This window comes from Brevundimonas sp. NIBR10 (assembly GCF_027912515.1).
Taxonomy (GTDB): domain Bacteria; phylum Pseudomonadota; class Alphaproteobacteria; order Caulobacterales; family Caulobacteraceae; genus Brevundimonas.
The window spans coordinates 2,794,588-2,813,454 of record NZ_CP115464.1 but is presented as its reverse complement, the minus strand read 5'-3'; the positions used below and the strand labels follow the sequence as shown (position 1 = coordinate 2,813,454).

Below are 18,867 nucleotides of genomic sequence, written 5' to 3'. Positions count from 1 at the left end.
CTATTCCACCACCTTGGGCACGGCGAAGAAGCCGTCGGCGGATTTGGGGGCGTTGGACAGGACGTCGGCGACCTTGTTGCCGTCGGTGACGACGTCGTCGCGCAGACGCAGGGCCTGGGCGACGTTGGAGGTCATCGGTTCGACGCCCTCGACGTCGACCTCGCTGAGCTGGTCGATCCAGGCCATGATGCCGTTCAGCTCGCCGGCAAGCGGCTCCAGCCGGTCTTCGGGCGTCTTGATGCGGGCGAGAAAGGCGACCTTGCGCACGGTCGCTGCGTCGATGGCCATGCGGCCCTCCGGATAGTCGAGGCGAGAGGGCCGGTGACTAGCCGTCCGGGGCCGGAATCACAAGGATTCGCGCCAAGGACGGGCGGTGCGGCCGGAGCGTTCAGACAGAAAAACAGAGTCCGAAAGGTCTGAATGGTCCGAACTCGCCGATAGCCGGACTCAAAAAACGGAGTCCGATGAGTCCGGAGAGTCCGGACTCAAAAACAGAGTCCGGTGAGTCCGTTGAGTCCGGACTCTGCCGGTGCCGCGGGTGGTTTCTGGCTGCGATTGTCAAAGACCGGGGTCGAGCGGGCAGTCTACCACGGCCGCGACCGGCGCCAGGTCGAAGGGCGCGAGATCGCGGCAATCCCTTGCAGGACAAGGGATTGGTGAGGCGAAGTTGGATAGATGGGCCCTACTCCCCGTCACGCTCATCCCCGCGACGGCGGCCTGACGATCTAATCCGCCGGCATCATCCGCACATTGACCGGCTGGGTCTCGTGGATGGGGCCGACGGGGAAGACGATGATGGCGCGGCGTTTGCGGCTGCCTATCGTGCCGTCGGCATCCATGGTGCTTTCCTCGATTTCCAGATCGACCTGGCCCGGCACCTCGTTCAGCACCTTGAAGTCGAGGAAATCGCCGAGGCCATAGACCCACCAGCCGTCGGCCGGGCTACGGTAGAAGGCGATATAGGTCTGGAGCCCGTTCATGGCGGGATCGCCGCCGGCCGTGCCGAAGATCTTGGCCCCAACGCCCTGCTGCTTTTCCAGAGCATACAGTTCGACCACCCCGGCCGAATATTGCAGGGTCTCGTCCGGCAGGGCCTTGACCGGCAGGCCGCGCGACGTGGGCGTCAGGGGTGCGATGGTCGGCGGCGTTCCGGCCGTTTCCGGCACGACGGTGGGCGGTGCCGGGGTCGCAGCCGTCGGCGCGGCGGGCTGCTGGAAGGCGGTCCAGGCGGCGGTCAGCCGGTCGCAGCCCGCCAGGGATACGGCGGCCAGCAGGGCGGCGGCGGTGATCAGGCGCGTGGTCATCGGTTCCTCCGGTTCGGCGCGACAGTGGCGCGACACACGGCGCGATACAACGGCGTTCGCCCACAAGGACGTCGCGCGACCTTTGACGCAGACCTGCGCGGGGTCTACCGCACCGCCGTGCCCGTACTCGACCTTCTCGACCTGTCCGCCGCCTGTCCGCCCAATACGGCGTGGATGGGCCTCGACCTCGGTGAACAGACGATCGGTGTGGCGACGTCGGACACATCCCGGATGATCGCCAGCCCGCTGGAGCTGGTGCGCAAATCGAAATTCACCCAGGACGCCGAACAGCTGTTCCGGCTGATGGCGCATCGCAAGGTGTCGGGGCTGGTGATCGGCCTGCCGGTCAATATGGACGGGACCGAGGGGCCGCGCGCCCAGTCGTGCCGAGCCTTCGCGCGCAACCTGATCCGGTTGCGGGACATTCCCATCGCCTTCTGGGACGAGCGGCTGTCGACCAGCGCGGTCGAGCGGTTCCTGATCGACGAGCTGGACCTGAGCCGCAAGCGCCGTGCGGGGGTCGTCGATCGCACCGCCGCCGCATGGATCCTGCAAGGGGCGCTGGACCGCGTGCGTGACCAGGCGACCTGGGCATGAACGGCTTGCTGCTTGGCGTCCTGCCCGTCTTCGCCCTGATCGCCATCGGCTATGGGCTGAAGAAATCGCATTTCCTGCCGGACGAGACCTGGCGGCCGATCGAGAAGCTGTCGATCAACCTGCTGTATCCGGGATTTCTGATCCCGGCGATCTGGGACGCGGACCTGTCGGGCGACAGCGCGGGCGCGGCCGGGGCGGCCGCTGTCACCGCCGTCATCATCGTCGGGGGGGTGCTTCTGGCGGCCAGGCCGCTGCTGAAGATCGACGGCCCGGCCTTCACCAGCGTGTTCCAGGGCTCGATCCGCTGGAACAGCTTCGTCTTCCTGCCGGTGATCCAGGTCGCGTTCGGGGCCGAGGGTCTGGCGCTGGCGGCCGTGATGATCGCCTGCATCATCCCGGTGACCAATATCGCCTGCGTCGCGGTGTTGGCGCGCTGGGGGGCGGACCAGAAGGGGGTGTCGCCCGTGGCCCTGGCCCAGGCCATGCTGGCCAATCCGATCCTGGTTGCCTGTCTGATCGGGCTGGCGCTGAACCTGCTGAAGGTCCCGCCGGTCCCTGGAATCTACGAGACCCTGAAGCTGATCGGGTCCGCCGCCCTGCCGCTGGGCCTGATCGTGGCCGGAGCGGGCCTGAGTTTCGCGGAGGTCGCGCGCCGCAAATGGACCATCGCGGGCGTGACCCTGGTCAAGTTGGGCGTGATGCCGCCGCTGATGTGGGGCCTGTGCATCCTGTACGGCGGCGATGAACTGGCCCAGGCGACAGCCCTGCTGTGCGGGGCCGCACCCGGCGCTGCGGCCGCCTATCTGCTGGCGCGACAGATGGGTGGGGACGCGCCCTTGATGGCCGGGATCGTCGCCCTGACGACCGTGCTCAGCGCGCTCAGCATCCCGATCCTGCTCGCCCTGTTCCATATGGCCTGACGAATCTCTATAGGCGGGCCTCGATGACCCAGCCCCATGCCGTCACCGACCTGATCTCCGAGCGGCTGGTCCCGTTCCCGACCCCCCATTTCCTGTCCGCCGGCGACCTGAACCCGCCGGCTGCACTGGCCCTGCTGGATGTCGCCGACGTGTTCGTCGATCTGAACCGGCTGGCGGCCAGCGAGGGCGGCAAGACGCTGGACCTGCTCAGCGGGCGCACGGTCGTGAACATCTTCTTCGAGAACTCGACCCGGACCAGTTCGTCGTTCGAGATCGCGGCCAAGCGGCTGGGGGCCGATGTGGTGACCATGCCGGTGCAGGCGTCCTCGGTGGCCAAGGGCGAGACCCTGATCGACACGGCCGTGACCCTGAACGCCATGAAGCCCGACATTCTGGTGGTGCGTCACGGGGCGTCGGGCGCGGCGGCCCTGCTGAGCCAGAAGGTCGGCTGCGCGGTCGTCAATGCAGGCGACGGACGGCACGAGCATCCGACCCAGGCGCTGCTGGACCTGCTGTCGCTGCGACGCGCGTTCGGGGATGTGGGCGGGCTGACCGTCGCGATCTGTGGCGACATCACCCACAGCCGGGTGGCGCGGTCGAACGTGGCGTTGCTGTCGATGATGGGGGCTCGCGTCCGGCTGATCGGGCCGCCGACCCTGGTGCCCGGCGACGCCGACCGCTGGGGCTGCGAGGTGTTCCATGACATGCGCGAGGGGCTGGAAGGCTGCGACGTCGTGATGATGCTGCGGCTGCAGCTGGAGCGGATGGAGGGGGCGCTGGTGCCGTCCACGCGCGAGTATTTCCGTTTCTGGGGCCTGGACCGCGAGAAACTGGCCTGGGCGAAATCCGGCGCGAAGGTCATGCATCCGGGGCCGATGAACCGGGGCGTGGAGATCGATTCGGACGTCGCAGACGACCTGTCGGTGTCGCTGATTCAGGATCAGGTCGAGATGGGGGTGGCGGCGCGGATGGCGGTGCTGGCCTCGCTCTGGGCCCGGTCGGGAGCCGCCCGATGACCGCCATCGCCATCATCAACGCCCGGCTGCTGGACCCCGCCAGCGACTATGACGGTCAGGGCGGGATCCTGATCGCCGACGGGCGGATCGTCGAGGTCGTGCGCGGCGGCGACGTCCGTGTGCCGGCGGGCGTCGAGGTCGTGGACGCGCGGGGCCTGTGCCTGTCGCCCGGCCTGATCGACATCCGGGTCAAGACCGGCGAACCCGGTTTCGAGCCCAAGGAGACGCTGAAGTCGGCCAGTCTGTCGGCGGCGGCGGGGGGCGTCACCACCATCGTCATCCAGCCGGACACCGATCCGGCCGTGGACGACCCGGCCATGGTGGACTTCATCCAGAGGCGAGGCGCGGCGCTGAACCTGGTCAATGTCTATGCGGCGGGCGCGGCGACCCAGCGGCGCGAGGGCCAGCGGATGGCCGAGATCGGCCTGATGCACGAGGCGGGGGCCCTCTATTTCACCGACGGCGACCGGGTGATCGCCTCGAGCCGGACCCTGCAGCGGGTGATGAGCTATGCCGCCGCCTTCAACGCCCTGATCGCCTGTCGGCCCGCCGATCCATGGCTGAGCGAGGGCGGTGTGGCGACCTCGGGGGAACTGGCGATGCGTCTGGGGCTGTCGGGCGTACCCGCCATCGCCGAGCGCATCCAGCTGGATCGCGACCTGGCCCTGGTCGAACAGACGGGCGCGCGGTTCCTGGTCGATCAGATCTCGACCGCCGATGCGCTGGACAGTCTGGCGCGGGCGCGGGGCAAGGGGCTGGAGGTCGCGGCCAGCGTCTCAATCAACCACCTGTGCTTCAACGAGATCGACATCGGCGACTACCGGACCTTCTACCGGCTGGACCCGCCGCTGCGGCCCGAGAGCGACCGACAGGCGCTGATCGAGGCGGTGCGCGACGGGCTGATCGACGTCATCACCTCGGCCCACGCCCCCCTGCCCGCCGAGGACAAGCGCCGTCCGTTCGCCGAGGCGGCGCCGGGGGCCATCGGGCTGGAGACCTTGCTGGCGGCCGCGCTCAGCCTGCACCACGAGGACGGGGTTCCATTGCTGGATATCCTGCGGCCGATGACGGCGGGACCGGCGGCACTGCTGGGGCTGGACAGCGGCGTGCTGGAGCCGGGCGCACCGGCGGACGTGGTGCTGTTCGACCCCGACGCGCCGGTGATGGTGGATGCCGCGACGCTGAAGTCCAAGTCCAAGAACTCGCCCTTCGACGGGCGGCGGTTGCAGGGCAAGGTCATCGGGACCTGGGTGGGCGGCCGGAAGGTTCACTGACCCTCTCCCCCGCCGGGGGAGAGGCAGATCAGAGGCTCTTGGCGAACGCTTCCAGATCCTCGGCCGTGTTCAGCGCCACGGCCTCCGCGTCGGGCGCGCCGCGCTTGGCCATGCCGGTCAGGACCTTGCCGGAGCCGACCTCGGCGAAGCGGGTGACGCCGCCCTCGCCCGTCATCCAGTTCAGGCTCTCGCGCCAGCGGACGCGGCCGGTGACCTGTTCGACCAGCAGGCGGCGGATGACCTCGGGATCGGTCTGGGGGCTGGCGGTGACGTTGGCGACCAAGGGCACGGCGGGGGCCAGGATGGTGGCCGAGGCCAGGGCATTGGCCATCTCGTCGGCGGCGGGCTGCATCAGCGGGCAGTGGAAGGGCGCCGAGACGTTGAGGTGGATGGCGCGGGCGCCCAGTTCCTTGGCCTTTTCGATGGCGCGTTCGACGGCGGGCTTGTCACCCGAAATGACGATATTGCCGCCGACATTGTCGTTGGCGACGACGCAGGTTCCGACCTCGGACCCCGCCGCCGCAGCCGCCTCGGCCAGGACCAGATCCGTCTTGGGCCCGATCAGGGAGGCCATGCCGCCGACGCCGACCGGCACCGCGCGCTGCATGGCCTGGCCGCGCAGCTTCAGCAGGCGCGCGGCGTCGGTCAGGGTGATCGACCCGGCGGCACACAGGGCGGAATACTCGCCCAACGAATGGCCGGCGACATAGGCGGCCTGGGTCACGTCGAAGCCGAACTCGGTCTTCAGCACCCGCATCGCCGCCATCGACACCGCCATCAGGGCCGGCTGTGCGTTCTCGGTCAGGGTCAGCAGGTCCTCGGGCCCCTCGCGCATGATCTGCGACAGGTTCTGGCCCAAAGCCTCGTCGACCTCGGCCAGGACGTCGCGGGCGACGGGGAAGGCGTCCCCCAGCAGACAGCCCATCTTCAGGCTCTGACTGCCCTGACCGGGAAACAGCAATGCAAGCGACATTCGAGGCGCCCTCTGATTATTGATTTGGCGCGGAGGGCTAGGCCAATCGTGACGCGGGGGCAAGCGGGGCGCGCCGCCCGACCGTATCGCCGGGCCAGAGCGGTGCCGTGAAGACGGCCGCCAGATGGTCCATGAGGGCCGCGACCCGGGCCGGCCGGGGCCCTCCCCCCGGTGCCACCAGATGCAGGTTGATCTCCGGCAGAGACCAGTCCGGCAGGATCACTTCCAGCCGCCCCTCGGCGATGTCGCGCCAATGGATGAACTCCGGCTGTTCGGCGATGCCGAGGCCCGCACAGAGGGAGGCGGTCAGGGCATCGGCGTTGTTGGCGCGCAAGGGGCCGGCCAGCCGCACCACGGCCTCCTCACCCGTCGTCACATGCCGGAACCGCCAGGTGTTGGGCGTCGGCAGATAGGCATAGCCGAGGCAGGCGTGGCGCACGAGGTCATCGGGATGGCTGGACCGGCCACGCTGTTCCAGATAATCGGGCGAGGCGACCAGATGCCGCCGGATCGGGCGTAGCTTGCGCGCCGTCAGCGACGAATCGGGCAGGGCCGCGATCCGGAGCGCGCAGTCGAAACCGCCGCCGACCAGATCGACGGTCTCGTCCGACAGATGCAGATCGATCGACACGTCGGGGTGACGGGCCAGGAAGTCCGGCAGGGCAGGTGCCACATAGGTCATGCCGAACGACATCGGCGCCGCCAGACGCACCAGTCCGCGCGGCGTGATCGACTGATCCAGGGCCTGGGCCTCGGCTTCCTCCGCCTCATGCACCATCTGGGCGGCGCGGGCGGCCAGGGTGCGCCCCGAATCGGTGAGGGCGAAGCGGCGCGACGTCCGGTGCAGCAGGGTGGTGCCCAGCCTCTGTTCCAGCCGCGTCACAGCCTTGGACACGGTCGCCTTGGACAGGCCCAGCGCCTCGGCGGCCCCGGAAAACGACTGCGTCTCCGCCACGCGGGCGAAGATGGCGAGGGCTTCGAGGTCGGGGAGTTTGGACATGATTTCGGAAACCGTGTGTTTCGGCCGTTTCTATTTCTGAACCTAAACCGATCGCTATCTTGTCCTCAAGCCACAGCGGCGCCGACATCGGCCGGCCGCATAGATCAAGACAGGGACAAGACCATGATCGAACTCCGACCTTTCGACAGCCTCGGCGGCGCGAACCACGGCTGGCTGAACGCCAAGCATCACTTTTCCTTCGCCAACTACTATGATCCCAAGCGGATGAGCTGGGGCAATCTGCGGGTCTGGAACGACGACGAGATCGCCGCTGGATCGGGCTTTCCGCCCCATCCCCACGCCGACATGGAGATCATCACCTATGTGCGCGAAGGGGCGATCACCCACGAGGACAGCTTGGGCAACAAGGGCCGCACGGTCGCGGGCGACGTCCAGGTGATGAGCGCCGGCACCGGCATCCGTCACGCCGAATACAATGCCGAGCCCGACCTGACCCGGATCTTCCAGATCTGGATCGAGCCGACCCGGCGCGGCGAAAAGCCGACTTGGGGCGCCAAGCCCTTTCCCAAGGGCGACCGCGCGGGCCAGTTCGTGGTCCTGGCATCCGGCTTTGACGAGGACGCTGATGCACTGCCGATCCGCACGGATGCCCGGGTCGTGGCGGCGACGCTGAGGGCCGGCGAGACCGCGACCTATCCGCTGGGCGCGACGCGACGCGGGTATCTGGTCCCCGCTGTGGGCTCCATCGAGGTGAACGGCGTGCGCGCCAACGCCCGCGATGGACTGGCCATCACGGGCGAGGAGACGATCACCGTCACCGCCGTCAACGACAGCGAGATCGTGCTGGTCGACGCGGCCTGAGCTCCATCCCGTCCGGCCGCGTGACGCAGCCGGACGGATCTTCCTTCAAGCCCTGAAAGGCAAAAGACATGACCACCTTCAATACCTCGGCCCTGGCACCCAAGACCCTGGCCGCCCTACGCATCGTTGCCGGACTACTGTTCCTCGCCCACGGCCTGATCAAGCTGTTCGGCTTTCCGGAAGGCGCAGAGCCCGGCCAGGTGCCGCTGCTCAGCCTGATGGGCGTCGGCGCGGTCCTCGAGGCGGTCGGCGGAGCTCTGCTGGTGCTGGGCCTGTTCACCCGGCCCACAGCCTTCGTCTTGTCGGGCGAGATGGCCGTGGCCTACTGGATGTTCCATGCGCCCAGCAGCCCCTATCCGGCCGTGAACGGCGGCGATGCGGCCATCCTGTTCTGCTTCATCTTCCTGTACCTGGCCTGTGCGGGTGGCGGCGCCTGGACGCTCGACAGCCGGATCCGCACACGGCGCTAGACGGATCGGCCGCGACGCGTGATCGACGCGTCGCGGCCCTCCCCGGTTCTCAGTCGGCGCGACCCGCGTCGGCCGCCAGGCGAGCCGCGCGCTGGTCCAGCGTGTCCGCACGCGACCGCAGACGGGGCGCAGCGGCCTGAAGCTGGGCGTCAGTGACCGTTCGACCGTCCGCCTGGGCGCGGGCGATCTGTTCGGCGCGGAAGGCGGGATCTTCCAGTTGTGCGGCGGCACGGCGCATCTGTTCGGCACCCTGATGCATCTGCTCGGCACCGCCCTGCATGTGAACGCGAGCGTTGGTCCGGGCGTGCATGGCCTGTTGGCGTGCCGTGCGGGCCATCTCGCGCGCATGCTCGGCCTGCATCCGGGCGTCCGCCCGCAGGGGCGCAGCGGCTCGGGCATGGACGCGCGCCTGAGCGGCGTGAGCACGAGCCTGGGCGGCGGCGGCGCGGGCGTGACGGCCGGCCTCGCGTGCCTGACTGCGGGCACGGGCGAACTCGGCGCGTTCGGCGGGGGTGGCCTGACGGCTGACGCCGTTCTCGGTGATGACCCAGTTGTGGCGGCCGTGACCTGCGGGCGGCGCCGGGGGCGCGGGCGGAGCGGGCGGCGCGGGCGGCGCGGCCCAGTTCGCAGTCGGCGGTGCGGGCGGGGCCGGTGGGGCGTTACCGTCCCGAGGTTCCGGCGGAGCAGGCGGAGCGGGCGGAGCCGGTGGCGCTGCAATCTGGAGCAGGGCCGGAAGCGCTGCGATCGGTCCCGCCGGCGGCGCTGACACCGCGACCGGCGGGACCGGGGGAAGCGGCGCGGTCGGGGCCCGGTCGTGCAGTTCCAGGGCGGCGAGCGGCGTGGCGACGACGACCAGGGCGGCGATGGACAGGCCGATGGCCAGCGGGCGACGTGGCGTGCGAGAGGCGGTCATGAGGCGTTTGATCCTTCTTTTGAGCGAGCGGGGGTCGGCCGCCATGGCGAGCGCGACGGGGGAGTTGGGGACGGCGGCGAGGCCGATCAGGGTGCGGGCATAGGCATGACGATCGACGTGGCGCACGGCCTCAGCGTCGGCGGCGTCCTCGGAGGCTGAGGCCAGGTCGGCGACCGCCTTCCACACCAGGGGATTGAACCAGAACAGGGCGAGCGCCAGCCGCGACAGCATCAGGAACAGCCAGTCGCGCCGCCTCAGGTGCGCCAGTTCGTGGGACAGGATGGCGGCGGCCGTGTCGGGCGCGGACAGGCTGGCGCGGTCGATCAATATGGCACCCGGCGACAGACCCCAGCTCAGCGGCCCGGCAACGCGGAGACTGGCCGACAGGCGCGGCGGACGACGACCCCCCAGCCGGCTCAGGGCCGCCGTCCAGTCGGGACAGCGCACGACCTGTGACTGTCGCGTCCAGACCGCCAGGGTCCAGATGCCCGCAACGAGCCGCGCGGTAATGCTGAGGGCGCCGACGGCCCAGACCCACCCGGCGACGACGATCGCCGATGGCCAGCGCAGTTCTCCGGACAGGGCGACGCCCGCCACCGCCGCTGTGGTGCCCGACCAGAGGGGTTCGACGGGGGTGGGTGCGACCTGTGATGCCGGCAGGACGTCGAGCGCCAACGTCGGCAGGATCAACATGGCCACCGGCAGGAGCAGCAGCAGCATCAGGGTCGCCCGCAGCACCAGCACACGGTCGGTGGGTCGTCGGGCCACGCCGTGGGCCATGGCCAGACCGGCGGTGGCGATCAGGCTGGACTTGAGCAGCAGGCCGATCAGCAGGGACAGGGTCACGACCGCCCCTCCCCGCTCTTGGCTTCAGCCGTGTCGATCAAGGCCTTGAGTGCGGCGGCGTCCTCGGCGCTCAGCCGGTCTCCCAGACCCAGAAGGGCCGTCGCGGCGCTGGCCGCCGACCCGGCGAAGAAGGTGTCGACCATCCGGCGCAGCACACCCTCGGCCACGTCGTCGGGGCGGGAGACGGGCTTGAACGCGACCCCTGCCCCGCCCGCCTGACGGCTGACCAGCCCCTTGGCCTCCAGCCGGGTCAGCATGGTGCGGACGGCCGAATCGCTGAGGGGATCGGACAGGGCGGCGCGGACGTCGGCCGCCGTCGCGGTCTCCAGACGACACAGGGTCTCGAAGACCTCGCGTTCGCGTCGGGGCAGGGTTTCGATCATGGCCGACCTCGCTACAAGTGTGGCGCTACACTTGTAGTGAAATCAGGCCAGATCAAGGCGTCATGATGAACTCGGCGACAGGCTCAGCCGATAGCGCCGACGCAGCCTTCGGCCTCGCCGGGCGCCAGATCGGCGTCCGTGAGGGCCAGGGACCAGCCGTGGTGGGTGGACAGGCCCCAGCGGCGCGCGCCGCCACCGTCACCGGCATCGCCGCCGGCGGTGACGATGACGCGACGGCCGGTCGGCAGGGCCGGCGGGTCGATCTTGCCGACGGCCAGCGCCGTGGGCTCACCACCGCCCAGGCCGAATCCGTCGAACACCGAAAGACCCGACCATTCGCGGCGCAGGCCGACCCACCAGGCGTCGTCGTTGTTGATGGCCAAGACGGCGACGCCGTGACCCTCGGCAGCGAAGGCGAGCGCCTTCTGGGGGTCGCGGACCATGCGGATGTCGGCGGCCATGCCGAAGCGCTGGCGGGCCCCGTCGAAGGCGCGGGTCGGCTCGGTCGGGGCCCAGACCTGGACCTGGAGCTGGCCCTGGCGTGCCAGGCCCCAGCCGACGATCTCGCGCCACAGGCTCGATACCGCCTCGGCATTCTGCGGGTCACAACGCGACAACATGCGCGCCTGGACCGTCTGTTCGCGATCGGGCCGCAGCTTCGTGTGGGGGCCGTGCGGGGCGTCCTTGGCCTTGCCGACCATGGCGGCGACGGCGAGGCGGCGCTCAAACAGCTCCAGCAACTGGTCGTCGATCAGGTTGATCTCATCGCGCAGGGCGGCCAGGGCCATCTGCTCGGGGGTCATTTCGGCGGGGTTCATGTCAGGCCAGAGCTCATGGGTGGGGGCCTGCTTGAGGGCTTGGTCGGATTCGATGATGGAGACGGACATTTAAGAGGGGCTTTCGATACGGAAATTTCGATGATGGGCGAATGGGTGCGCCGCCGCCCCGGTCAGGGCGGTCGCCGGCGAGGCTGTCAGGAGCGGGTGCCGCTCGAGGCCTCAGCCGGCGTATCGAAAGCCGTAATAGGTGCCGCCGAAATAAAAGGAGGCAACCGCGCGCGAACGGGTCGAAAGGGTCAGAACGGTTGCGCGCAGCGGGGACATGGTCGAATCCAGATGCAGATCATGACGATCTGCCGGTCAGGTAACGGCCCTTAAGACACGCAATGATCGTGCGTCGTCAACCCCGTGCGGGGGCCAGCAGCACAAAGCGCGTCCGATTGTCCGGCGAATCCTGCAGATCGTTGCGCAGAATCTCCAACCCATAGGCCTCGGCGGCGGCTATCGGGGCGAGCGCCGCGCGGGTGCTGTCACCGGCCTCGGCGACGTCGCGGGCCGCGCCGGCGGTGTCGAAGGCGACGACGATGTCGCAGTTCAGACCGGCCAAGGTCTTGCGGCACTGATCCAGGGCGATCGGGTGGCTTTCGATAGTGCGGATCTCGGACAGGCGAGCCCCCGGCAACGCCATCAGGGCGTGGCGGATCGGACGCCAGACATCGGCCAGCACCGCATAGCCCCCTTCCCGCACCAGGGTCGCGGCGGGCTCGACCGCACCGATGGTCGAGTTCTCGATCGGGATCAGGGCCAAGTCGCAATCGCCGGATGCCAGCGCCCCAAGCGCCAGATCGAAGCTCTCGAACGGCACGGCGATGTCCCAAGGCCGCAGGGCCATACAGGCCTCGTGGCTGAAGGCACCGGGCGCGCCCTGATAGGCGACCCGGCCGGGCGTATCGTCATTCTCGGGTCGGCCGATCTGGTCGGGCATCGCGGGTTCCTTGGTTCGCCGCTGCATTTGAGGCGCCGGTCGCCGCGCCACAACCCCCTGCCGGCGCGATGAGGCACTGGCGAGGCGGATGGGGTCACGCTAGGTTCGCGGACCGTATCCGTGAGGCGTCATGACCCCTTCAGCCCAGACCAGCCGACGCGTCCTGTTGTCGGGGTTGGGCGGCCTGGGGCTGAGCAGCGCGCTGTCGGCCTGCGCCTCGACGGCGCCGGTCACGATCGCACCGTCACGGCCCCGGTTTCTCGCCCCGGCTGCTCTCGCACCATTGCGGCTGGATGCACGGCTGATCACCCGCACCACCGTCTGCCTCAGGCCCTTCCGCGCGGCCGGCCCCCGGATCGAGGTCGAACCCGTCGGCGACAAGCGGGTGGTCCACAACTATGGCCACGGCGGCTCGGGCTGGTCCCTGTCCTGGGGGTCGGCAGCCATCGCGGCGGCCTATGCGATGCAGGGCGGCACGCGCGAGGTCGCCGTGATCGGCTGCGGCGCGATCGGTATCACGACGGCCATCACACTCCAACGCGCCGGGGCGAAGGTGACGATCCATGCCTCCGAGCGGCTGCCCGAAAGCCGGTCGGCGCGGGCGTCGGGCATGTGGACGCCGGATTCGCGGATCGCCGATGCGGACAGGGTCGATGCCGCCTTCCCGGCGCTGTGGGAGCGGATGGCGCGGCTGTCCTGGGCGCGGCACCAGACCTATGTCGGACTGCCGGGCGAGCCGGTGTCGTTTCTGGACCGATACATCCTGGCCGACGCGGCCGGCCCACCCAAGCCGGCCGCCGCGCCCCGTCCCGAGGCCGATCGCAAGGAGGTCCGGTTCGCGGTCTACCCCGACGCCCTCTACGACATCGTGCCGCGCTCACGCCAGCTGACGGCGGAGGAACACCCCTTCCCCGTCGCCTCCGCACGGCGGCTGACGCAGATGCAGTTCAACGTCGCCGACCTGGCCGACCGGCTGACCACCGAGTTCCTGAGAGAAGGCGGGCGGATCGAGACACGGACCTTCCATTCACCGGCCGAGCTGGCGACCCTGCCCCAGCCGGTCATCGTCAACTGTACCGGATACGGCGCGCGGGCCCTGTTCGGAGACGATAGCGTGGTGCCCGTGCGGGGCCAGATCGCATGGCTGCCGCCCCAGCCGGAGGTCCGCTACAGCCTGTACTACAACGGCGTGTCGGTGATCCCCCGGCCTGACGGCGTGGGGATCCAGGGCCTGCGGGGCGGCGACATGCTCGGCTATGGCGACGACGACGAGACGCCGGATCGCGCCGACGCCGAGGCCGCCATCGCCCGGGCCGCGACCCTGTTCGTTTAGGCCGCCCGCGACTGGTTCAGACGCCCGAGCTTGAGCCGCTCGGCCACCAGGAAGGCCAGTTCCAGCGCCTGATCGGCATTCAGGCGGGGATCGCAGTGGGTGTGGTAACGGCTGGACAGGTCGTCCTCGGTCACGGCCGTGGCCCCGCCCAGACATTCGGTCACGTTCTGGCCGGTCATTTCCAAGTGGACCCCGCCGGGGTGGACCCCCTCCGCCTCGGCCACGTCGATGAAGGTGCGGACCTCGCTCATGATCCGGTCAAAGGGCCGGGTCTTGTAACCGTTGTCGGCCTTCAGGATGTTGCCGTGCATCGGGTCGATCGACCACACCACCTTGCGGCCCGCCGCCTTGACCGCCTTCATCAGGCCGGGAAGGCGCTTGCCGACCTTGTCGGCGCCGAAGCGGCCGATCAGGGTCAGGCGTCCGGGCGTGTTGTCCGGGTTCAGGACGTCAGCGAGACGCAGGATGTCGTCGGCCTCCATTGTCGGGCCGCATTTGACGCCGATCGGATTCCTGATGCCGCGCATGAACTCGACGTGGGCGCCGTCCAGCTGGCGGGTGCGCTCGCCGATCCACAGCATGTGGGCGGATGTGTCGAACCATTCGCCGGTGCCTCCATCCAGCCGCGTCAGGGCACTCTCGACATTCAGCAGCAAGGCCTCGTGCGAGGTGAAGACCTCGACGCGGCTGAGATCCGGATGGGTCTCGGGCGTGACGCCGACCGCCTCCATGAAGGCCAGGGCCTCGGTGATCTTGTCGGCCAGCTCGCGATACTGGGCCCCCGCGCCATTGTCGGCGAACCCGAGCGTCCAGCGGTGGATGTTGTACAGGTCCGCGTAACCGCCGCTGGCGAAGGCCCGCAGCAGGTTCAGGGTCGACGCCGACTGGTTGTAGGCCTTCAGCAGACGCTGCGGATCGGGAATGCGATCTTCCGCCGTGAAGGCCGAGCCGTTGATATTGTCGCCGCGATAGGACGGCAGGGTGACGCCATCGATTTCCTCGACCGGAGACGAACGCGGCTTGGCGAACTGACCGGCGATGCGGCCGACCTTGACCACCGGCTTCCTGCCCGCGAACGTCAGGACCACGGCCATCTGCAGGATCAGGCGGAAGGTGTCGCGGATGTTGTCGGTCGAGAACTCCTTGAAGCTCTCGGCGCAGTCGCCGCCCTGCAAAAGGAAGGCGTCGCCGGCCTCGACCTGGGCCAGTTTGGCGGTCAGGGTCCGCGCCTCGCCGGCGAAGACCAGCGGCGGCATGGCGCGCAGCTCGTCCTCGACGGCGGTCAATGCGCGCGCGTCCGGATAGTCCATCGGCATATGCACGACGGGCTTCGATCTCCAGGATTCAGGGGTCCAGCGACTGTTCATGCCGCGCGATATAGTCCTGAAGGCCTGTTCCGACAATAAAACTCCGCACGTTGCCGCTGGTAGCGGAACTTCAACCTCGTCACCCCGCGCTCATCGTCGGGGACTGCTTCTCCTTCAGGGTGACCAGTTCCTCGGCCATGGTGGGGTGGACCGCGCAGGTGGCGTCCCACTGGGCCTTGGTCAGGCCGGCCTTCACGGCGATGGCAGCCAGCTGGATCATCTCGGGGGCCTCGGGGCCGACGATATGGACGCCGACGACTTTCTGCGACGCGGCATCGACGACCAGCTTCATCAGGACGCGCTCGTCGGAGCCGGTGAAGGCGTATTTCATCGGCCGGAAGCGGGTCAGATAGACATCGACTCCCGCCGAACAGGAGTGCCGCGCCTCGCTCTCGCTGAGGCCGACCACGCCGACCGGCGGCTGGCTGAACACCGCCGTGGCCACGGCCTCATAGTCGAAATGCTGAGGGTTGTCCTTGTAGACCGTCTCGTGAAACGCCACCGCCTCGCGGATGGCGACGGGGGTCAGGTTCATCCGGTCTGTGACGTCGCCGATGGCCCAGATGTTCTCCGCCGTCGTCTTTGACAGCTGATCGACGACGATCGCCCCTTTGTCGTTCAGGTCGACGCCCGCCGTCTCCAGCCCCAGATCCTTCACGTAGGGCACGCGGCCGGTGGCGAACATGATGACGTCGGTCTCCAGCGTCATGCCGTTCTCGAGGTGGCTGACCAGACCGGTTTCCGTCTTCTCGATCGACCTGTGCTGGCAGCCCAGGACCACCTTGATGCCGCGCTTCTCGATCTCTCCAGCCAGATGCGCGCGCACGTCGTCGTCGAAACCGCGCAGGATGTTGGGCCCGCGATAGATCAGGGTTGTCTCGACGCCCAGCCCGGCGAAAATCCCTGCGAACTCCACCGCGATATAGCCGCCGCCTGCGATCATGATCCGCCTGGGCAGTTCCGGCAGGTGGAAGGCTTCTTCGGATGTGATCGCGTGTTCGATCCCGGGCAGGCCCTCGGGCATCCACGGTCGACCGCCGGTGGCGATCAGGATCTTCTCGGCGGTATAGGTCCTGGGTTCGCCGCCGTCGCGGTGGGTGACCTCGACCGTGTGCGCATCCTTGAGCACGGCCCGGCCATGAACCAGATCGACACCGGCCTTGCCCAGGTTGGCCGCATAGATGCCCGACAACCGGGCGATCTCGACATCCTTGGCCTCAAGGAACTTCGGCCAGTCGAAGCTGGCCTCGACCGTCCAGCCATAGCCCTCGGCCGTGTGGAACTGGTGGGCGAAGTCGCTGGCCATCACCATGAATTTCTTGGGCACACAGCCCCGGATCACGCAGGTGCCCCCGACCCGGAACTCCTCGGCGATCGCCACCCGCTTGCCGCCCAGCGCCGTCAGCCGCGCCGCGCGGACGCCGCCGGAGCCCGCGCCGATGACGAAGAGGTCGTAGTCGTAGGTGTCGGTCATGAATATCCGCTCATCCCGGCGAAAGCCGGGACCCAGTGTTTTGGGCGATCGGTCGCCCCGATCCAGAAGAGCCGCTTATCCCACGCACCCTGCCCCGCGAAAGAACTGGGTCCCAGCTTTCGCCGGGATGAGCGGATTATTGTGTTCAGGGAAGTAGGACGTCCACGCCGGAATCCAAGCCGATGATCGCCTCATCTGCCAGATCGAGGAACAACCCGTGTTCGACCACCCCGGTGATCAGCTTCAGATCATCCGCCAGCCGCACCGGATCGTGGATCGCCCCACAGGCCGCGTCATAGATCAGGTTGCCGCCGTCGGTACGCACCAAAGCCCGGTCGGCTTGGCGCAGGCGCGCGGGCATGGCGATCTCGTGGTCCAGAAGGACATCGGCGATGCGGTTGGCGGTGGTCTTGTGGCCGAAGGCGACGACCTCGATCGGCAGGGCGAAAGCGCCCAGCACCGGCACGACCTTCGCAGCGTCCGCGATGACGATGCAGGACCGCGACGCCTCCCACACCAGTTTCTCGCGCAACAGGGCCGCCCCGCCGCCCTTGATCAGGGCCAGGCCCGGGCCGATCTCGTCGGCGCCGTCGACGGTCAGGTCGATCTTCGGCGTATCGTCCAGGGTCGACAGGGTCAGCCCCAGTTCCCGCGCCAGGTCGGCCGTCTTCTCCGATGTCGGGACGCAACGGAGATCCTTGAGCCCCCGCGCCGCCAGCGCCTTGACGAACCACGCGGCGGTCGAGCCGGTGCCGAGGCCGACGATCATGCCGGACTCGACACGAAGCGCGGCGGCTTCACCGGCGAGACGTTTCTGGAGGTCGCTCATGTCATCTCCGTCCCCTCTCCCATCGGGAGAGGGCTTGAGGCTCGCGGAGCGCAGCGATGCGCAAGCCGAAAGGGTGAGGGGTTAGGGTGCGAACCAGTGAAGGCAGAACCCCTCACCCTTTCGCGTTTCCAATCGCTTCGCTCTTGGACGCTCAAGCCCTCTCCCTCTGGGAGAGGGGTCATTTTCGCGACTCCTTCTTCGCCTTGGCCTTGTCCCGGAACGCAGCACCCGCTCCGGCCTTGTTGACCTGCCGCCCACGCGCCAGGGCCAGGGCATCGGCCGGCACGTCCTCGACGATCACCGAGCCCGATCCCACGATCGCCCCCGCCCCGATCGTCACGGGCGCGACCAGGGCCGAGTTGGAGCCCACGAAGGCCCCCTCGCCCACCACTGTCTGCGCCTTGTTGAAGCCGTCGTAGTTGCAGAAGATCGTGCCCGCGCCGATGTTCGCGCCAGCTCCGACCGACCCGTCGCCCAGATAGGACAGGTGATTGGCCTTGGCACCCGCGTCCATGCGGACGTTCTTGACCTCGACGAAATTGCCCACCTTGGACCCCTCCCCCAGGTCGGCGCCGGGTCGCAGGCGTGCATAGGGACCGACCTCGGCGCCCGACGCCACTGCCGCCCCCTCGATGTGGGAGAAACTGCGGATACGGGCCCCGCCCTCGATCCGCGCGCCGGGGCCGAAGACCACGAACGGCTCGATCACCGTGCCGGGGCCGACCTGGGTGTCCCAGGCGAAATGGACGGTGTCGGGGGCCGACATGGTGACGCCGGCGGCCAGGAAGGCGTCTCTCTGCACCGACTGGAACAGGGCCTCGGCCTGGGCCAGTTCGGACTGGGCGTTGACGCCCATGACCGAGTCCTCCGACGCCATGGTCACCAGCGTCGGCGCCCCACGCTTACGGGCCAGTTCGACCACATCGGTCAGATAGTATTCGCCCTTGGCGTTGGCGTTGGTGACCTCCGACAGCAGCTCGAACAGCAGGCCGACCGGCGCGGCCATGACGCCGGAGTTGCAGGTGGTGATGGCCAGGACCTGTTCGGACGCCTCCTTCGCCTCGGTGATGGCGGCCAGGGTGTCGCCCTCCATGACCAACCGGCCATAGGTGCCGGGATCGCGCGCCTCGAACCCGATCACGGTGACCCCGTCGTGAGACGCGAAGACCGGCTCGATGTCGGCGGCCTTCAGCAGGGGCACGTCGCCATAGGTGATGACCACCTGGCCGACGAAATCGCCCAGCACGCCTTGTGCGGCACGGACGGCATGGCCGGTGCCCAGCGGCGGGTCCTGGACCGCGATGGCGTCCTCGCCCAGACGCGCGACGACATGGGCGCGGACCTCCGGCGAATGGCTTCCGACCACCACCACGATCCGCTCGCACCCCAGGGCCTCGGCCGCATCGATGGCGTGGTCCAGCATGGCGCGGTGGCCGACCGGATGCAGAACCTTGGGCAGGGGCGACTTCATCCGCGTGCCCTGGCCGGCGGCGAGGATGATGGCGGCCCTCTTTGATGACGGCTGGGTATGGGTGGTCATGAATCGGTCCGGCGGCTAGTCGGTACGACTTAACCCCATCCC

The 18,867-nt window shown here is 68.8% G+C and carries 19 protein-coding genes; 7 read left to right on the top strand and 12 right to left on the bottom strand.

Annotated features, from left to right (window positions below):
• Both gatC and O5K39_RS13845 read right to left on the bottom strand, forming a co-directional pair.
• Positions 1-288: an Asp-tRNA(Asn)/Glu-tRNA(Gln) amidotransferase subunit GatC gene (gene gatC, locus O5K39_RS13850; protein ID WP_271144201.1), complete on the bottom strand. Its 288-nt coding sequence runs from the start codon at positions 286-288 to the stop codon at positions 1-3.
• A 437-nt stretch (positions 289-725) separates the two neighbouring features.
• A complete protein-coding gene (locus tag O5K39_RS13845; protein WP_271144200.1) occupies positions 726-1,304 on the bottom strand; it encodes a hypothetical protein in 579 nt (192 codons plus the stop codon).
• A gap of 117 nt (positions 1,305-1,421) precedes the next feature.
• On the opposite strand from O5K39_RS13845, the gene ruvX reads away from it, so the two are divergent.
• The 4 genes from ruvX to pyrC are packed head-to-tail and all read left to right on the top strand — an operon-like array spanning position 1,422 to position 5,111.
• Positions 1,422-1,901, top strand: coding sequence for a Holliday junction resolvase RuvX (ruvX, locus tag O5K39_RS13840; protein WP_271147163.1), 480 nt, complete (start codon positions 1,422-1,424; stop codon positions 1,899-1,901).
• Positions 1,898-2,821, top strand: coding sequence for an AEC family transporter (locus O5K39_RS13835; RefSeq protein ID WP_271144199.1), 924 nt, complete (start codon positions 1,898-1,900; stop codon positions 2,819-2,821). Before ruvX ends, O5K39_RS13835 begins: the two co-directional genes overlap by 4 nt.
• Positions 2,822-2,844: 23 nt before the next feature.
• Positions 2,845-3,837: an aspartate carbamoyltransferase catalytic subunit gene (locus O5K39_RS13830; protein WP_271144198.1), complete on the top strand. Its 993-nt coding sequence runs from the start codon at positions 2,845-2,847 to the stop codon at positions 3,835-3,837.
• Entirely contained in the window at positions 3,834-5,111 is a 1,278-nt protein-coding gene (pyrC, locus tag O5K39_RS13825) for a dihydroorotase (RefSeq protein ID WP_271144197.1), read from the top strand. The genes O5K39_RS13830 and pyrC overlap by 4 nt, the downstream gene beginning before the upstream one ends.
• Positions 5,112-5,139: 28 nt before the next feature.
• Here pyrC and fabD read toward each other — a convergent pair whose 3' ends face one another.
• Both fabD and O5K39_RS13815 read right to left on the bottom strand, forming a co-directional pair.
• Positions 5,140-6,084: an ACP S-malonyltransferase gene (fabD, locus tag O5K39_RS13820; protein WP_271144196.1), complete on the bottom strand. Its 945-nt coding sequence runs from the start codon at positions 6,082-6,084 to the stop codon at positions 5,140-5,142.
• A 37-nt stretch (positions 6,085-6,121) separates the two neighbouring features.
• Entirely contained in the window at positions 6,122-7,084 is a 963-nt protein-coding gene (locus O5K39_RS13815) for a LysR family transcriptional regulator (protein ID WP_271144195.1), read from the bottom strand.
• A 123-nt stretch (positions 7,085-7,207) separates the two neighbouring features.
• On the opposite strand from O5K39_RS13815, the gene O5K39_RS13810 reads away from it, so the two are divergent.
• Together O5K39_RS13810 and O5K39_RS13805 are read left to right on the top strand one after the other, a co-directional pair.
• A complete protein-coding gene (locus O5K39_RS13810) occupies positions 7,208-7,906 on the top strand; it encodes a pirin family protein (protein WP_271144194.1) in 699 nt (232 codons plus the stop codon).
• A gap of 68 nt (positions 7,907-7,974) precedes the next feature.
• On the top strand, positions 7,975-8,376 hold the full coding sequence (locus tag O5K39_RS13805) for a DoxX family protein (RefSeq protein ID WP_271144193.1): 402 nt from the start codon (positions 7,975-7,977) through the stop codon (positions 8,374-8,376).
• 49 nt (positions 8,377-8,425) lie between these two features.
• On the opposite strand, the gene O5K39_RS13800 is transcribed toward O5K39_RS13805, so the two are convergent.
• From O5K39_RS13800 to O5K39_RS13785, 4 genes are all read right to left on the bottom strand, one after another.
• Positions 8,426-10,135, bottom strand: coding sequence for a M56 family metallopeptidase (locus O5K39_RS13800; protein ID WP_271144192.1), 1,710 nt, complete (start codon positions 10,133-10,135; stop codon positions 8,426-8,428).
• A complete protein-coding gene (locus tag O5K39_RS13795; RefSeq protein WP_271144191.1) occupies positions 10,132-10,518 on the bottom strand; it encodes a BlaI/MecI/CopY family transcriptional regulator in 387 nt (128 codons plus the stop codon). Before O5K39_RS13795 ends, O5K39_RS13800 begins: the two co-directional genes overlap by 4 nt.
• 83 nt (positions 10,519-10,601) lie before the next feature.
• On the bottom strand, positions 10,602-11,405 hold the full coding sequence (locus tag O5K39_RS13790; protein WP_271144190.1) for a chorismate mutase: 804 nt from the start codon (positions 11,403-11,405) through the stop codon (positions 10,602-10,604).
• Between the two features lie 292 nt (positions 11,406-11,697).
• Positions 11,698-12,282, bottom strand: a complete 585-nt coding sequence (locus tag O5K39_RS13785; RefSeq protein WP_271144189.1) for a prephenate dehydratase domain-containing protein — start codon at positions 12,280-12,282, stop codon at positions 11,698-11,700.
• 130 nt (positions 12,283-12,412) lie between these two features.
• Here O5K39_RS13785 and O5K39_RS13780 point away from each other — a divergent pair, with 130 nt between their 5' ends.
• On the top strand, positions 12,413-13,615 hold the full coding sequence (locus O5K39_RS13780; RefSeq protein ID WP_271144188.1) for an FAD-dependent oxidoreductase: 1,203 nt from the start codon (positions 12,413-12,415) through the stop codon (positions 13,613-13,615).
• On the opposite strand, the gene O5K39_RS13775 is transcribed toward O5K39_RS13780, so the two are convergent.
• The 4 genes from O5K39_RS13775 to glmU all read right to left on the bottom strand — a co-directional run bounded on the left by O5K39_RS13775 (position 13,612) and on the right by glmU (position 18,825).
• The gene (locus tag O5K39_RS13775) at positions 13,612-14,982 is read right to left on the bottom strand and encodes a 3-deoxy-7-phosphoheptulonate synthase class II (protein ID WP_271144187.1); all 1,371 of its coding nucleotides are present in this window, start codon (positions 14,980-14,982) and stop codon (positions 13,612-13,614) included. The genes O5K39_RS13780 and O5K39_RS13775 overlap by 4 nt on opposite strands.
• A gap of 79 nt (positions 14,983-15,061) precedes the next feature.
• The gene (gene gor, locus O5K39_RS13770; protein WP_271144186.1) at positions 15,062-16,456 is read right to left on the bottom strand and encodes a glutathione-disulfide reductase; all 1,395 of its coding nucleotides are present in this window, start codon (positions 16,454-16,456) and stop codon (positions 15,062-15,064) included.
• 145 nt (positions 16,457-16,601) lie between these two features.
• The gene (gene rpiA / locus O5K39_RS13765) at positions 16,602-17,285 is read right to left on the bottom strand and encodes a ribose-5-phosphate isomerase RpiA (RefSeq protein ID WP_271144185.1); all 684 of its coding nucleotides are present in this window, start codon (positions 17,283-17,285) and stop codon (positions 16,602-16,604) included.
• Between the two features lie 178 nt (positions 17,286-17,463).
• Positions 17,464-18,825, bottom strand: coding sequence for a bifunctional UDP-N-acetylglucosamine diphosphorylase/glucosamine-1-phosphate N-acetyltransferase GlmU (gene glmU, locus O5K39_RS13760; RefSeq protein ID WP_271144184.1), 1,362 nt, complete (start codon positions 18,823-18,825; stop codon positions 17,464-17,466).
• Between the last annotated feature and the right edge of the window lie 42 nt (positions 18,826-18,867).

What these genes read in the sequence shown, in the direction of transcription:
- gatC (WP_271144201.1), bottom strand. Translation starts at nt 288, where the DNA reads ATGGCCATCGACGCAGCGACCGTGCGCAAGGTCGCCTTTCTCGCCCGC.
- O5K39_RS13845 (WP_271144200.1), bottom strand. Translation starts at nt 1,304, where the DNA reads ATGACCACGCGCCTGATCACCGCCGCCGCCCTGCTGGCCGCCGTATCC.
- O5K39_RS13835 (WP_271144199.1), top strand. Translation starts at nt 1,898, where the DNA reads ATGAACGGCTTGCTGCTTGGCGTCCTGCCCGTCTTCGCCCTGATCGCC.
- O5K39_RS13830 (WP_271144198.1), top strand. Translation starts at nt 2,845, where the DNA reads ATGACCCAGCCCCATGCCGTCACCGACCTGATCTCCGAGCGGCTGGTC.
- pyrC (WP_271144197.1), top strand. Translation starts at nt 3,834, where the DNA reads ATGACCGCCATCGCCATCATCAACGCCCGGCTGCTGGACCCCGCCAGC.
- fabD (WP_271144196.1), bottom strand. Translation starts at nt 6,084, where the DNA reads ATGTCGCTTGCATTGCTGTTTCCCGGTCAGGGCAGTCAGAGCCTGAAG.
- O5K39_RS13815 (WP_271144195.1), bottom strand. Translation starts at nt 7,084, where the DNA reads ATGTCCAAACTCCCCGACCTCGAAGCCCTCGCCATCTTCGCCCGCGTG.
- O5K39_RS13810 (WP_271144194.1), top strand. Translation starts at nt 7,208, where the DNA reads ATGATCGAACTCCGACCTTTCGACAGCCTCGGCGGCGCGAACCACGGC.
- O5K39_RS13805 (WP_271144193.1), top strand. Translation starts at nt 7,975, where the DNA reads ATGACCACCTTCAATACCTCGGCCCTGGCACCCAAGACCCTGGCCGCC.
- O5K39_RS13795 (WP_271144191.1), bottom strand. Translation starts at nt 10,518, where the DNA reads ATGATCGAAACCCTGCCCCGACGCGAACGCGAGGTCTTCGAGACCCTG.
- O5K39_RS13790 (WP_271144190.1), bottom strand. Translation starts at nt 11,405, where the DNA reads ATGTCCGTCTCCATCATCGAATCCGACCAAGCCCTCAAGCAGGCCCCC.
- O5K39_RS13785 (WP_271144189.1), bottom strand. Translation starts at nt 12,282, where the DNA reads ATGCCCGACCAGATCGGCCGACCCGAGAATGACGATACGCCCGGCCGG.
- O5K39_RS13780 (WP_271144188.1), top strand. Translation starts at nt 12,413, where the DNA reads ATGACCCCTTCAGCCCAGACCAGCCGACGCGTCCTGTTGTCGGGGTTG.
- O5K39_RS13775 (WP_271144187.1), bottom strand. Translation starts at nt 14,982, where the DNA reads ATGAACAGTCGCTGGACCCCTGAATCCTGGAGATCGAAGCCCGTCGTG.
- gor (WP_271144186.1), bottom strand. Translation starts at nt 16,456, where the DNA reads ATGACCGACACCTACGACTACGACCTCTTCGTCATCGGCGCGGGCTCC.
- rpiA (WP_271144185.1), bottom strand. Translation starts at nt 17,285, where the DNA reads ATGAGCGACCTCCAGAAACGTCTCGCCGGTGAAGCCGCCGCGCTTCGT.
- glmU (WP_271144184.1), bottom strand. Translation starts at nt 18,825, where the DNA reads ATGACCACCCATACCCAGCCGTCATCAAAGAGGGCCGCCATCATCCTC.